Source organism: Algoriphagus antarcticus, from assembly GCF_002150685.1.
GTDB lineage: Bacteria > Bacteroidota > Bacteroidia > Cytophagales > Cyclobacteriaceae > Algoriphagus > Algoriphagus antarcticus.
In genome coordinates, this window is the sequence record NZ_MSSW01000005.1 from 1 (window position 1) to 14,002 (window position 14,002).

Genomic DNA, 14,002 nt, shown 5'->3' on the forward strand with positions numbered 1-14,002 from the left:
TATGAAGCCGCCTCTGTTTACAGTAAAGCATTGGCTGTTTTGAGTTTTGAATGTCATTCTCCGATCATCGCAGCAGTCAACGGAACTCCATTTTTTTACCTCAGACAGCCCGAGGATACGATCAAAGGGCAGATGTACTATGATCTGGGATTTGATGACTGGATATTTGAGATAGAAGAAACTGGAGGAAGTCAGATAACTAATAGGCTTAGAGAAATATGGACCGACCTTCCTGCTGCACAGGCTTACCTTAGAAAAGGTATGGATCAGGTCAGTGACATATACAAAGAGCGAGTTGGCAGTATTCATAAGTTGTTCACAGTGGCAATCAAAAAATAAAGTAAAATGAAAAACTATATAATAATATTATTCATAGCAATTATAATGATTGCCTCATGCAAAGAAGGAAAAGAAGAATACCTTATAAATATCAACACTATATACGCATGGTGTATAGTTCCCTATGACAGTTTAGAACGGTCACCGGAAGAAAGAATAGAAATGCTTAAGAGGCTTGGAATAAAAAAATATGCATATGATTGGAGAAAAGAGCATCTCACATCTATGACAACTGAGTTGAGTCTTGCTGAGAAGAATGGGATAGACGTAATAGCTGTTTGGCTTTGGATAGATGGTAATTCGGATTCTATTAACGGTTTGAATGGTTCGAATGAAAAAGTCTTCGATATAGTCGAAGAAGTTGGATATAAAGGGCAAATATGGGTTGGTATCAATGCTAATTTTTTCGAAAATTTATCCGACTATGCAGCTGTAGAAAAAGGCGCTGAGATGATAGCTTTTCTAAGTAAGAAAGCAAATGCCTTAGACTGTAAAATAGCTTTATATAATCACGGAGACTGGTTTGGAGAACCCAAAAATCAAATTAAAATAATTGATGCTTTACCTAATGAAGATTTGGGTATAGTTTATAATTTCCATCATGCACACAATCAAATTGAAGCTTTTCCTGAAATGGTTAGTATGATGATGCCTTACCTTTGGGCCGTAAACTTAAACGGTTTAAGAAAAGAGGGACCTAAAATACTTACAATAGGGGAAGGAGACTATGAAAAGGATATGATTGACGTATTGTTAAAAAATGGTTACAAGGGGGATTTTGGCATTTTAGGTCATGTGGAAGATGCTGATGTTGAGACAATTTTGAAAGCTAATTTGAATGGCTTAAAAAAAGTTAACTATTAAAGAAAGTTTATCCACTGCATACACAATATCCGATGCAGGATTTAATCCAAGGGTTGTAGCCGCTTCAACCTTGTTGTTACTTGAATAGAAAGTGTTTCGCAGACGTTTACCTATTCTTATGCAAAATGTTAGTCTGATGCTCTAGGTTTTACTAAGTAAGGTGTTTAACACAAAACGTCCATGAAAAAGAAGATAAATTCAGATTAGATCCAATCCTCTATTACATAAAGGTTTTCTGTTCGTACTCTGTTTTTTTGAAATTCTTTCTGTCTTTTGGAAAGGAAGCTATTGCATGAGGCCAGGCAGAATATTGAAAAATACGGGAAGCGATCTGTTGAACTTACCATAACCAATGCCCAAGGCGATCCAGTAAGCAGTTCTAAGGTTGTGATCAATCAGCTCAGGATTTCCTTGGAAATCTATCCTAAAGCAGTTGACAACATCTCAGCCGAGGACACTATCCTAATTGGAAGAGTAACTTACTACGAAAAAGTCATCCTTTCCAAATCTAACAGCAGCACAGCTGAGAACTACATTGATCAGGAATATTCTGGGTTAGGCGGTGATTGATTTCCGGATTAACTAGTTTATACACTGGTAAATAACTCTAAAATCTATATAGGTATTCTGGCAGTAAGCGAATTCTCTTTGATCAATGGGTAGGAAGACCGATGACCGGAGTAAGCCAGAATTCGAGGTGTCTTTGAATTTTTGATCCTATAAATTTTCTACTGGCAAGATTCCGTATAATCACAAAATGAAATATAATTATCAGAATTCATGCCAGTAGCCACAGAATTCTGAGGCTTTTTTATGGACCTAATAGGATAAGAACTATATTATAACTCGTGGCTGCAACTATGACCTAGGTGATTACAATTCCTTAATTTTTATGTTTTTATAGGTAACTAGTCCTGCATTTTGCAAGCCAATGTGTCCTGATTTTTCAATACCATAATCGGGAACATCAGCCCATTTTCCAGAAGCTTTTCTAGCTAACCAATCTTCACTTCCAAACTCATACTCCACTACTTTTACACCGTTTAGCCAATGCTCTACATTGGGGTAATTGACAATGATTTTAGTAGTATTCCATTCACCAGATGGCTTAACTACGGCACCTTTTGGGGCATGCATGGCATAGTTGGCAGCAGTGTACTGATCGGGTTTCATTTTCTCGGGCCAGCCTTGATCATCCATTACCTGATATTCTGGAGCTGATTCATAAATAGGATTGTTGTTTCCTTTTTGGACATAAAAGAAGATCCCTGAACTGTTCGCGGAGTCAATTTTCCAGTCTAAGTTCAATTCAAAATTTTGAAAGGCTTTTTTAGTAATAAGATCTTCTCCTGCGTCCCAGCCCGCGCCTGTGCTATGCAGTTCACCGTTTATTAGCTCCCAGCCTTTTAGATCACTTTGGTTATACATCTCCCATTGATCTAGGGAATTGCCTTCGGATAATAACGTCCATTCTTCTGACTGATTCTCGCTAGCTATTACTACTTTATTACTTTGGTTATTGGCAGTGCAGGATAGCATAACCAATGTGCCAATCTGGAGTGATAATAATTTGATAGTAATCATGGTTTAAATGGATTTTTTGAAAAATATCTATTGTGACTTAGTATTTGGTTTTCGAAATCGGTTTTAGCCGTAGCGGGAGTTTGCTTATTTGAAGATAAAAGCTCTTTAAATAATATTACTATTTTAATCCATGTATTTTCATTCCAATGCACCTACTAATTTTCACAGTAGTGAAACTCAATTACTCAATATGGTTTGGTGAGTTTTATTAGTGTGCGAATATATCAAGTTGAAATATATGAAATACAACTTGTATAGACAAGTTGGGTTTTCTATCTTGGTTTTCTAATTAACAACCAAACCCTATTTTACCATGAGTAAACCTCAACATTCGAGCAGAAGGGATTTTATCCAAAAGTCACTTTTGGCTACTTCTGGTGCACTATTTTTCCCTAATCTACTTGGGGCAGCATCGTTTTTAGATTTGAAGAAGGTGAGAGTGAACGGTCATTTATGGGTCTATGCCAGTAAATTCCCGCCAACTTGGGATGCTTCTCCAGATCTGGAGTCTGTTTTCTCAGACATGAGTTATGCTGGACTGGATGGCATCGAATTGATGGAGTCGATTTTGAGACACGATGATGCGGTCACAAGACTGAAGAAATACACCAAGCAATACAGCATTCCTGTGTCAGGTTCATCTTATGGAGTTGGCTTTGATATGTGGGATGCCAGCCAATTTCAAAAAATAGCGGATGACTTAAAGATTGTAATACCTAGGCTGGCTGAGGTTGGCGGAACTACTTTCGGAGTATCGGTAGGTGAGGCAGACCATCCCAAAACAGAAGCGGAATTGGATGCACAGGCTAAAATTCTCAAAGTAATGATGAAAATCTGTGCGGATCACGGCATTGAGCCCAACCTTCATAATCATACTTATGAAGTAGAAAATGGACTTCATGACTTGAAAGGAACGCTGGCTAGGGTTCCTGAACTTAAGCTGGGGCCAGATTTGAATTGGTTGATTCGTGGTGGTGTAGATCCAGTGGAATTTATCAATACCTATGGCAAGCAAATCGTCTATCTGCACATTCGAGATCAATATGAAAATGGAGATTGGACAGAATATGTAGGCCAAGGAGCAACAGATTTTACGGCGATTTCCAAAGCGTTACAAAAACAGAATTTCCAGGGCCAAGCTGCAATCGAGTTAGCATTTCCAAATAATTTCACTCCTAGTAACCAACTCAAAGAAGACTGGAAAATGAGCCGCCAATTTGTGCACAAGGTCTTTGGCTGGTAATAAAACTTAAAACTTTAAACCCAAAAAATCATGAATATAGCCATGTTAGGGTCGGGATTTATAGCCCGATTTTATGCCACTTCTCTCCATGCTCAACGTCGAATTGACCGCGTGACCATGGTGTATTCGAGAAATAAAGACAACGCACAGCGATTTGCCAAAGATTATGGTTTTCAGGATTTCACTGACGACATGGAAGTGGCCATCAATCATTCCTCAGTGGATGTGGTGGTGATTTCATTGCCCAATCACTTGCACGAGGAAGCTGTCGCCGCTTGCGCAAAAGCTAAAAAGCATGTGCTTTGCACCAAACCATTGGGCAGAACTGCTGCTGAGGCGAAGCGTATGCTAGACCTAGTGGAGGAAGCTGGGATTTTTGCAGGCTACTTGGAGGATTTGTGTTACACTCCTAAATTTTTAAAGTCTTTAGAAAGTATAAAAAATGGTTCGTTGGGTAGAGTCCTTTGGACAAAATCCAGAGAAGCACATCCTGGACCACATAGCGATTGGTTTTGGGACAAAGAGAAATCTGGAGGAGGAGCGATGATTGACTTGGCTTGTCACTGTATTGAAATTGGGAGAAACTATATCGGGAAAAAGGTGAAGCCCATCGAAGTGATGTGTTGGGCGGATACACAAGTACATCCTATCGAAGCTGAGGATCATGCCATCGGTCTGATCAAATATGCCAATGGTGCCATCGGCCAATTTGAAGTAAGCTGGTGTTTCCGTGGCGGCATGGATCTTCGGGATGAGGTGATGGGAACGGAAGGAACCGTCTGGATCAATAATTTTCTCCGGACAGGATTCGAAACCTTTACTACAGGTGGCGGCGACGGATATGTGGCCGAAAAAACAGAAGTGAATAAAGGTTGGCTTTTTCCTGTGGGTGACGAAGCGCATGAATTGGGCTATCCGAATATGTTCACGGATATGTTTTCCGCTTTGGAGGAAAAGCGCGAGCCATTGGAAACTTTTTATGATGGCTATGTAGTCAATGCAATTTTGGATGCAGCCTATAAAAGTGCCGAGACTAAACTTTGGGAGCCAGTCGTCTTTGAAGATTGGAGAGGGGAAGATGGAGTAACTTATGAAAAGCATAACGCCTCCTACGATGCAGATCATTTTCTGATCAAAGAGGAAAAATTACCCAACGGTGACAAAAAGTTAATTTTGAAACATAAGATTTCTGGGGAATTATCTCAAAAAGTGACACAAGCATAATGGTAGAAAATAGAATTTTTGGATACACGCAATCTTGCCAACAGAAAATTTATACGATAGAATATCCAAAGACACATTGAATTCTGGTTTACTCCGGTATTCGGTCTTCCAACTCAATGACCAAAGAGAATTCGCCTACTGACAGAAAAGCCTACATACAGAATAAATTTTCAGCAATTAATGAAAGACACAGCAAGATATAGGACAGTTCAAAAAGACCTTCGAAGATCTATTATAGAGGGGAAATACCGTGTGGGTGATTTGCTTCCTTCGGAAAACGAACTGTGTTCCCACTATGGCATTGCCCGGATGACAGTGAGAAATGCGCTAAGCAATCTGGAAACGGAAGGGCTGATAGAGCGACAGAAGGGAAAGGGCAGCATAGTCAAGTTCAAACGTAAAAGTATTGAATTGCTTTCCATCAAAGGTTTCACTGAAATCATGAAAGGGAAAGAGCATAAAATTGACACCGTTTTCCTTCAAGCGCCTATGGTCTCGCAATGGGAAGACGATTTTTACTGGGCTTTGAGTGAAATGGAAATTCAGGCTGGATCTATTTTCATGAGCAGAATCCGTATGTCCGGGGAGAAAGTGATTATGGTGGAAAACACCTTTTTATCAAACAGTAACCTGACTGATTTTTGCGAAATTCCCTTTATCAATAAATCTCTTTTCGACACGCTGATTGTGAATCACGACATAGAAATGACGGGAGTGGTGCAAAAATTCAGAGCAATTCCTGCCACGGAGGAACTAGCCAATTCTCTTCAATTAGGCGTCGGAGCTCCGATTCTGGAGATTATCAGAAAGCTGACCACCAATCGGGAAGGGTTTTTTGTTTACTCGTTTGCCTATTGCAATACGGACGATTTTACCATTGAAGCATAACTTATGGATTTTCAAAACAGCAGTTATATCATCATGGGCGGCACCTCAGGAATGGGGTTGGCGGCCGCTGTAGCTTTACAGAATCAAGGGGCAAAAGTCTTGGTCGTAGGAAGAGACGACGAAAGTTTCGGGGAGGCAAAGCGAAAATTGGGAGCTTCCGCCCTCGCATTGGGTGGCGATGCAACACATCCAGAAACGATTGATCAGGCAATTCAAATGGCCCATCAGGAATTTGGAACGATCACTGGTCTCTTTCATGTGGCAGGTGGTAGCGGAAGGAAATATGGTGATGGCCCACTTCATGAATTGACTTTGGATGGTTGGAATAAGACTTTTGAAATAAATCTGACTGCTATGATGCTATCCAATAGAGCGATGGTCAATTATTTTTTGGAACATAAACAACCGGGAATGATCCTAAATATGGGTTCGGTCTTGGGATTTTCTCCTTCACCAAAATACTTTGTCACGCATGCTTACGCTGCTGCCAAATCTGCTGTGGTTGGCTTTTCAAAATCAATTGCATCCTATTACGCCAGTCATAGCATTTGCGTGAATGTAATCGCACCCAGTCTTTTTGAAACTCCCATGGCTCGGCGTGCAATGGAAAATGAACAAATCCAGCATTTTCTCAAATCCAAGCAGCCGTTGGATGGTGGTCGGCCCGGAAGATCAGAGGATATTCTGAATGCAGTGCTGATGTTTTTGGCACCGGATTCTAATTTTATTACAGGTCAAGTACTCGCGATCGATGGGGGCTGGTCGATTAGTGAGGGACAATATCAATAGATGCTGATGGAGACGAGATATTTAGGAATCGATATTGGAGGCACACAAATCAAATTGGTGGTGCTGGATGAATCAGGAGAAATTCTGGATCAGCAGGAATATGCCACAAATGACTCAGCCGTATCCTTGACGGGATGGAAAAGTAAAATCATCGAGTTGATTGCCGAAAAAACAAAAGAATTTGCAGCGGAAGATCATTCAAAATTAGGCTGTGGAATTTCTGCGCCTGGGTTGGTGGACGTTTCCAATCGCAAAATACTACATATGCCTGAGAGACTTCAGGGGATCGAAGGATTGGATTGGTCAGTCGAGCTGAACCGTGAAATTGTGGTTGTCAATGACGGTCATGCAGCCTGTCTGGCAGAGTATGAGTCTTTTTACAAAAACCAAAAGATCAAAAATATGCTGATGCTCACTCTGGGGACGGGAGTAGGTGGAGGCGTGATTATCAATGGTGAATTTTATCAGGGTGCGATGCAGCGAGCTGGGCATTTTGGGCACATGGCTATAGATCATTTAGGAGCAAAAACGATGACTAATATGGTGGGCAGTTTGGAATATGCTGTCGGCAATTTCTCAGTAAAGGAAAGAACAGACGGGAAATTTGACTCTGTCAAGGACTTGGTGGGCGGGTATGCTGCAGGTGATTCCTTAGCAAGTTATTGGTGGCTTTCTTCCATACAAAAGCTGGCGGTGGCCTTGGCTTCTTTGATCAATGCCTATTCGCCTGAATTGATCGTGTTGGGAGGAGGAATCAGCAGTGGTGCCGGGGAAATGCTAATGAAGCCGTTAAGAGAGTTCATGACACTTTACGAATGGTCTCCTGGCGGAGAGCATGTGCCTATCAAAGAGGCAAATTATAAAGGATTTGCTGGTGCAATTGGTGCAGCTTTTCTGGCAAGAAGACGGAAGAAAGGAGACTGATTCTTCGTTCTTTCGTCTTTCAAATCAAATAATTTAAGCTTACAAATAACACTGTAGATAATCAAAATAGTAACATGAGCTATACAAGAGAATATTTGAATAAGGGACGTGAAATAATAGACGTCGTGGAGGCTCAGGAGCCAATGATTCAGGAAGTTGCTCAGCTTTTTGCCGACTCCATTCTAGAGGGAAGAATGGTGCATCTTTTCGGGTCTGGACATAGTCGTATTATGGTTGAAGAGATGTGGCCGCGCTATGGGTCTTTCCCAGGATTCAATCCCATCGTGGAGCTATCCCTCTCTTTTCACAATCTGGTAATTGGCAGCAATGGGCAACGACAAGCCATGTTTTTGGAAAATGTACCAGGCTTTGCTGCTCGAATCTTAAGGAATTTTGACATTACCGCAGTCGATACTGCGTTGATTATTTCTTCCAGCGGTTGCAATGTCGTACCTATAGAAATGGCAGAGGAACTCCAAAAGCGTAAGGTAAAAGTAGTGGCATTGGTAAGTAGCAAGCATTTGGAAGGTAGTACCTCGAAAAGAGCAGATGGTAAAAAACTGATCGATTTCGCTGACTATGTACTGGATACTGGCGCGCCACTGGGCGACGCTATGATATACGTGGATGGACTGGACACTCCAGTTTCACCCGGATCTACGCTGGGCGGGGTATTGCTAATCAATACCGTAAAGGCTGAAGTAGCGGCTATTCTTCAGAAAAATGGCAAAAGCCCGAAAGTACTTAGCAGTGGAAAAATTATCGGAGATGCACGGGCGGCAGAGCTGTTCGAAGCCGCTTACGATGAGCATGCACACATCATGGCAAAACTTTATCAAAACGTGGGACCTCAAAATTTCTAAAAATGGAATTTTCAACTTCAATTTCCCGAAAGTATCGCACAGACATCCTAGTGATTGGTAGTGGCAGTGCAGGATCGATTGCAGCAATTTCCGCTTCTCAGGGAAAGTATAAAGTGACCCTGGCGGAGCGATATGGATTTGCAGGAGGGACTTCTACGCAGATGCTGGATACTTTTTATGGATTTTTCACCCCATCAGAAAGCCCTCGAAAAATCGTAGGAGGCATACCCGACTGGGTAGTAAATGAATTAAATAAGAGTGGGGATATTTTCTTGAGACCAAATACCTATGGGGCAGGAACTGGGGTGAATTATAATCCTGAGAAGTTGAAGCAAATCTGGGATAGGTTATTGGTAAAATCCGGAGTTGAGTTATTTTACCATAGCACTTTGGTAAGTGTTGAAAAAACGGGAGAGATTTCAATCTGTGTTTTTTTCCACAAAGGCATAGGTTTTTTTACCATCACAGCCAAGCGGATCATCGATGCTTCGGGTGATGCGGACTATTGTCATTGGGCTGGTTTGCGGTATGAAAAAGCAGGAGAAAATGAACCGGCACAAAGTATGACCACGACTTTCCGGATGTCAAATGTGGATTTGGATGTATATGAAGCAGCTGGAGGGAAAAAAATGCTTAAAGCAAAGATGGGCGAAGCTTATGCTTCAGGAGAGCATCCTCTTCCTAGAAAAGAAGGTTCGGCTCATGAGATGTGTCAGCCAAAATGTATTTCCACTGTGGCGGTGAAAGTGGTGGACTTCGATCCATTGACTCCAGAAGGAATCACCGGAGCTGAGATTGAAGGCCGAAGACAATCCTTTATTTTCGAGGATTTTTTCAGGGCGGAAGTTCCAGGCTATGAGGATGCTAAGATTATAGGTCTTTCTCATCAGATCGGAGTACGGGAGACCAGAAGAGTTTTTGGAGAATACCGATTGACCAAAGAGGATTGCATGACAGCGAGGCAGTTTGAGGATCAGGTGTTTCTATGTGGTGCACCGATTGAGGATCATCGAAAGGGCAATGATGGCAATTCAGAAACGTACTGGCAATATGTGCCAGAAGGAGGAAGTTATGGAGTGCCATATCGCACCCTGATTCCTCAGCAAAGCATGAATACTTGGGTGGTTGGGCGTTGCTTTTCAGCTACGCACGATGCGCATGCTTCGTGTCGATCCATGGCTCAGACGATGAGTATGGGGCAGGCAGCTGGTTTTGCGGCAGTTCAGTCGCTTGCGAGAGATTCAGACGCTAAAAATATATCAATCAGCGATTTGCAAACCACACTTCTCGAGGTTGGAGCAATTTTGGAATTTCCTTCTAAGGTCGCAGACACTTCCAGGGACGGCTGGTCAAATAATTAGAAAATATGAAAAATCCATTCTTTAGATCTGTCCTAGGAGATGTAGCCTCATCAGCAATGGGCTTGACTTATTCTCATGAACACATCATCATAGAAGATAGCTATCTTACAGCTTCACATCCAGAGTTCCTGCTGAACGATGTGGAAAAGGTATCCAAAGAGTTAAGTGATTTTCAATCCCTGGGAGGTCAAACAGTGGTAGAAACCACGCCCGCCAACTGTGGCAGGAATCCTCTGAAACTAGCCGAGGTAAGCCGCCGAAGTGGAGTTAACATCATAGCACCAACAGGTATTCTTCTGGAGATTTATTATCCTGAGACACATTGGAGATACACGTATTCTGAGGATCAGCTCAGCGATTTGTTTATTGCTGATATACAGGAGGGAATCGATCAATTTGATTATTCTGGCCCTATCGTAAATCGTACACCCCACAAGGCGGGTTTGATCAAACTCGCCACCGGAGATGATGCCTTTTCAGCTCATCAGGAAAAGATATTCCGGGCTGTGGTCAATGCTCATTTAGCCACAGGAGCTCCGATTTTGACACATACTAATTTTGGCAGGCAAGCCTTAGAGCAGGCGAAGCTTTTTGAAAAGCTTGGAGCCAAATTGGATCATGTAGTCCTTTCTCATGTGGATCGGGCAAAAGAAGTGGATTATAATCGGGCTGTGCTGGATGTGGGAGTGAGGGTGGAATATGATTCAGCTTTTCGCTGGAAAACAGGCGAGCCTAACCATACTTTAATATTATTGGAAAATTTGCTGCCTGACTATTCTCAGCAGATTACCTTGGGGATGGATATGGCGAAAAATGCCTATTGGAAAAGCTACGGCGGCGGGCCAGGATTGACGTATCTGATTGAGACAATTCCTGGTTTTCTTAAAGAAAAAGGATTGGAGGAATATTATCAAAACATCTTCTTCGATACTCCAAGAAACCTATTTTCATTCTTCAAGTGAGAAGACCAGTATTGAGTAGCTGGAATCCAATAATAAGAAAAAAAGCCAATTGTTCAGGTACAAAATAGCGAGAAATGAATTGATCAGTAGTAAAGTAACCAAAGCAGAAAATCAAATAGATACATAACTCTAACCTAATTAACATGAAAAATCAACGCAGGGAATTCCTGAAAAAAGCAGGAGGAAGCCTAGCCTTAGTTTCGGTAGGAACAGGTGTGGCAGGCTCAGCTGCTGCAAAAAGTATATTGCTAAAACCTGATTTGAAATCTCAGGCAAATGACAAAATTAGAATTGGACTGATCGGTGCAGGGATTATTGGACACTACGATACTGATGCTGCGCTGACCATCGATGGAGTAGAGCTTGCAGCAGCATGCGATCTTTACTCAGGAAGGCTAGTATATGCGAAGGAAAAATATGGTAAAGATCTCTTTACAACCAGAGATTATCGTGAGATCCTAGCCAGACCGCATATAGATGCGGTTCTAGTCTGCACTCCCGATCACTGGCACCAGCGAATCGCTATTGATGCTATGAAAGCTGGGAAACATGTTTATTGCGAAAAGCCGATGGTGCAGCGCATCGAAGATGGACAGGCAATCATAGATACTCAAAAGGCAACAGGGAAAGTATTTCAAGTGGGAAGCCAGAGAGCAAGTTCAGTGGCGGTGCTGGAAGCTAAGAAAGTACTGCAGTCAGGAGTGATAGGAGATTTGACTTTTGTGTCGGCCTATTGTGACAGAAGTACAGCGATGGGAGCATGGAATTATTCCATTCCTACAGATGCCAGTCCTGAGACGGTCGATTTTGATACGTTTCTAGGTTATGCACCCAAAATCCCTTTTGATGCTACCCGGTTTTTTAGGTGGAGAAATTACAGTGATTATGGAACTGGTGCGGCTGGAGATTTGATCGTACACCTATTGACGACGGTACACGCCATCACCGATTCGAAAGGACCGAATAAAATATTCAGTGCTGGGGATTTGAAATATTGGAAGGATGGCCGTGACGCGTATGATGTGATCAACGCATTGATGACCTATCCTAAAACTGAGCAGCATGATTCTTTCCAAGTAACTACCCGTGTCAACCTGTGCGATGGCGAAGGAAAGGGAGAATTTGGATTGAAGCTAGTGGGCACCAATGGGGTGATCACGATAGGATGGAATGATTTTACTGTTCAAACACTCAAAAGAGAGGCTGCTCCTGGCTTTGGAGGATATGATTCTTACACCAGTTTTTCAGCTGAGCAAAAGCAAGAATTTCAAAAATGGTATGTTGATAAGTATGGTTCAGAAAAGGGTGGAGGCTTTACTAAAAATGAGGCTGTCAAATTTGAAGCTCCAAAAGGCTATGATGATCGGGTTGACCACATGATTACCTTCTTCAATGGGGTAAGAACAGGCTCTCCAATTTTGGAAGATGCAGAATTTGGTCTGAGAGCGGCAGCGCCATCACTCGCTTGCAATCTCAGCATAGCACAGGAAAAACCTATTCTCTGGGATCCAGTGGGGATGAAACTGGTGTAGTCATTCTTTTGCAAAGGAGAGAAAAGTTCAGATTTACCATCCTGTAATGGCTGAACTTTTCTCTTTTTGATATTACCTTATGTGATTATACGGAATCTTGCCAGTAGAAAATTTATAGGATCGAAGGTCCAAAGACACATTGAATTCTGGTTTACTTCGGTCTTCAGTCTTCCAACCCGTTGACCAAAGAGAATTCGCTTACTGGCAGAAAAGCTACATACAAATTACCTTAAATGAGTATCCGTGATCTTGCACGTATCAATAATATATTTGGCTTTCACATGTAAAAATCCCCCTAACCCCCTTTGGAAAGGGGGAGTAGCCGAAACTGATCCTCAAACATTGATTCCAACCATTTACGTGCAACATAGCGAACAGTCACATTACCTTAAAATATCAATGACGGCATCTTTTGCCAGCTGATTTCAAAGTGCAGAGCAGGGGATTTTCTATAGTTAGTAATTGGGGTTTAAATTAGTTGAAAATGATATGACGAGGGTATTAGTCACAGGTGCAACAGGGAATATCGGGAGAGAGGTAATCCATTATCTATGTCGATCTACTGGTGAAATTGAGGTAATAGCCGGCGTTCGTGATATCCGAAAGGCTCAACATGCTTTTTCGGAGTACACAGATTTGGCATTTAGTACTTTTGATTTTGACGATGAGAGGAGCTTTTATTCAGCTTTCGAGAATATTGATGTCCTCTTTTTACTGAGGCCACCTCAGATTTCAGATGTAGCTCTTTTCTTCGATCCTCTTTTGAAAGCGGCTAAAGAAGCTGGAATAAATAAGGTTGTGTTCCTCTCTGTGCAGGGAGCAGAGAAGAGCAAAGTTATTCCACACAACAAAATAGAGCGGCTGATCAAGTCCTTTGGATTCAATTACATATTTGTCCGGCCCAGCTATTTTATGCAGAATTTGACAACCACTTTACTTCCTGAAATTGTAAAACATTATTGTATCACACTTCCTTCCGGAAATGCAAAATTCAACTGGATAGATGTGGCAAATATTGGAGAAGCTTCTGCGATCCTGATCGAATATTTTGAGAAATATCAGAATAGCGCATACGAAATCACAGGGAGTGAAAACAGAAGCTTTCAGAAAGTGACTAAGTTGATGAGTGAAGTCCTAGGGAAGAAAATTCAATTTAAAACCCTTAACCCAATCAGCTTTTACTTCAAAAAGAAAAAGGAGGGAATGCCAGGTGACTTCGCGCTCGTGATGACTATACTTCATTTCTTACCCAGATTACAAAGTGAACCTAAAATCACAGATGATTTTCACAAGCTAACAGGGAAGAAGCCAACTGTCTTAAGAGAGTTTTTGGAGCGGGAGGAAGAGAAATTCTTGGTGATCTGAATTTTGAAGTTACAACGAAAAGCGAGGAGTTGATATGGAAAAAGGTGTTTGGTTTAAGTCGTTA

The 14,002-nt window shown here is 41.8% G+C and carries 13 protein-coding genes and 1 pseudogene; 13 read left to right on the top strand and 1 reads right to left on the bottom strand.

Annotated elements, in window-relative coordinates; genetic code table 11:
- The 3 genes and pseudogenes from BVH04_RS03530 to BVH04_RS03540 form a co-directional block, all read left to right on the top strand.
- Nucleotides 1-339 (top strand): annotated as a pseudogene (locus BVH04_RS03530) (polysaccharide pyruvyl transferase family protein); the annotation flags it as partial.
- A 6-nt stretch (nt 340-345) separates the two neighbouring features.
- On the top strand, nt 346-1,203 hold the full coding sequence (locus BVH04_RS03535) for a sugar phosphate isomerase/epimerase family protein (protein ID WP_116116468.1): 858 nt from the start codon (nt 346-348) through the stop codon (nt 1,201-1,203).
- 273 nt (nt 1,204-1,476) lie between these two features.
- A complete protein-coding gene (locus BVH04_RS03540; protein ID WP_086539957.1) occupies nt 1,477-1,773 on the top strand; it encodes a hypothetical protein in 297 nt (98 codons plus the stop codon).
- Nucleotides 1,774-2,076: 303 nt separating this feature from the next.
- Here the strand turns inward: BVH04_RS03540 and BVH04_RS03545 are convergent, their stop codons facing one another.
- Nucleotides 2,077-2,787 (bottom strand): 3-keto-disaccharide hydrolase, encoded by a 711-nt coding sequence (locus BVH04_RS03545; RefSeq protein ID WP_086539958.1) that lies wholly within the window; start codon nt 2,785-2,787, stop codon nt 2,077-2,079.
- Between the two features lie 313 nt (nt 2,788-3,100).
- Between BVH04_RS03545 and BVH04_RS03550 the strand changes: the two genes are divergently transcribed.
- From BVH04_RS03550 to BVH04_RS03595, 10 genes are all read left to right on the top strand, one after another.
- Nucleotides 3,101-4,030, top strand: coding sequence for a sugar phosphate isomerase/epimerase family protein (locus BVH04_RS03550; protein WP_086539959.1), 930 nt, complete (start codon nt 3,101-3,103; stop codon nt 4,028-4,030).
- A 30-nt stretch (nt 4,031-4,060) separates the two neighbouring features.
- Nucleotides 4,061-5,254, top strand: a complete 1,194-nt coding sequence (locus BVH04_RS03555; RefSeq protein WP_086539960.1) for a Gfo/Idh/MocA family protein — start codon at nt 4,061-4,063, stop codon at nt 5,252-5,254.
- 180 nt (nt 5,255-5,434) lie between these two features.
- Nucleotides 5,435-6,142, top strand: a complete 708-nt coding sequence (locus BVH04_RS03560) for a GntR family transcriptional regulator (protein ID WP_086539961.1) — start codon at nt 5,435-5,437, stop codon at nt 6,140-6,142.
- 3 nt (nt 6,143-6,145) lie between these two features.
- Nucleotides 6,146-6,931, top strand: coding sequence for an SDR family NAD(P)-dependent oxidoreductase (locus tag BVH04_RS03565; protein WP_086539962.1), 786 nt, complete (start codon nt 6,146-6,148; stop codon nt 6,929-6,931).
- Nucleotides 6,932-6,937: 6 nt separating this feature from the next.
- Entirely contained in the window at nt 6,938-7,855 is a 918-nt protein-coding gene (locus BVH04_RS03570) for an ROK family protein (RefSeq protein WP_169714352.1), read from the top strand.
- Between the two features lie 74 nt (nt 7,856-7,929).
- On the top strand, nt 7,930-8,718 hold the full coding sequence (locus BVH04_RS03575; protein ID WP_086539964.1) for a sugar isomerase domain-containing protein: 789 nt from the start codon (nt 7,930-7,932) through the stop codon (nt 8,716-8,718).
- A 2-nt stretch (nt 8,719-8,720) separates the two neighbouring features.
- A complete protein-coding gene (locus tag BVH04_RS03580; protein WP_086539965.1) occupies nt 8,721-10,079 on the top strand; it encodes an FAD-dependent oxidoreductase in 1,359 nt (452 codons plus the stop codon).
- Between the two features lie 5 nt (nt 10,080-10,084).
- Nucleotides 10,085-11,041 (top strand): phosphotriesterase family protein, encoded by a 957-nt coding sequence (locus tag BVH04_RS03585; protein WP_086539966.1) that lies wholly within the window; start codon nt 10,085-10,087, stop codon nt 11,039-11,041.
- A 143-nt stretch (nt 11,042-11,184) separates the two neighbouring features.
- Entirely contained in the window at nt 11,185-12,573 is a 1,389-nt protein-coding gene (locus BVH04_RS03590; protein WP_086539967.1) for a Gfo/Idh/MocA family protein, read from the top strand.
- A 489-nt stretch (nt 12,574-13,062) separates the two neighbouring features.
- On the top strand, nt 13,063-13,938 hold the full coding sequence (locus tag BVH04_RS03595; RefSeq protein WP_086539973.1) for an NmrA family NAD(P)-binding protein: 876 nt from the start codon (nt 13,063-13,065) through the stop codon (nt 13,936-13,938).
- The last annotated feature ends 64 nt before the right edge of the window (nt 13,939-14,002 follow it).

What these genes read in the sequence shown, in the direction of transcription:
- BVH04_RS03535 (WP_116116468.1), top strand. Translation starts at nt 346, where the DNA reads ATGAAAAACTATATAATAATATTATTCATAGCAATTATAATGATTGCC.
- BVH04_RS03545 (WP_086539958.1), bottom strand. Translation starts at nt 2,787, where the DNA reads ATGATTACTATCAAATTATTATCACTCCAGATTGGCACATTGGTTATG.
- BVH04_RS03550 (WP_086539959.1), top strand. Translation starts at nt 3,101, where the DNA reads ATGAGTAAACCTCAACATTCGAGCAGAAGGGATTTTATCCAAAAGTCA.
- BVH04_RS03555 (WP_086539960.1), top strand. Translation starts at nt 4,061, where the DNA reads ATGAATATAGCCATGTTAGGGTCGGGATTTATAGCCCGATTTTATGCC.
- BVH04_RS03560 (WP_086539961.1), top strand. Translation starts at nt 5,435, where the DNA reads ATGAAAGACACAGCAAGATATAGGACAGTTCAAAAAGACCTTCGAAGA.
- BVH04_RS03565 (WP_086539962.1), top strand. Translation starts at nt 6,146, where the DNA reads ATGGATTTTCAAAACAGCAGTTATATCATCATGGGCGGCACCTCAGGA.
- BVH04_RS03570 (WP_169714352.1), top strand. Translation starts at nt 6,938, where the DNA reads ATGGAGACGAGATATTTAGGAATCGATATTGGAGGCACACAAATCAAA.
- BVH04_RS03575 (WP_086539964.1), top strand. Translation starts at nt 7,930, where the DNA reads ATGAGCTATACAAGAGAATATTTGAATAAGGGACGTGAAATAATAGAC.
- BVH04_RS03580 (WP_086539965.1), top strand. Translation starts at nt 8,721, where the DNA reads ATGGAATTTTCAACTTCAATTTCCCGAAAGTATCGCACAGACATCCTA.
- BVH04_RS03585 (WP_086539966.1), top strand. Translation starts at nt 10,085, where the DNA reads ATGAAAAATCCATTCTTTAGATCTGTCCTAGGAGATGTAGCCTCATCA.
- BVH04_RS03590 (WP_086539967.1), top strand. Translation starts at nt 11,185, where the DNA reads ATGAAAAATCAACGCAGGGAATTCCTGAAAAAAGCAGGAGGAAGCCTA.
- BVH04_RS03595 (WP_086539973.1), top strand. Translation starts at nt 13,063, where the DNA reads ATGACGAGGGTATTAGTCACAGGTGCAACAGGGAATATCGGGAGAGAG.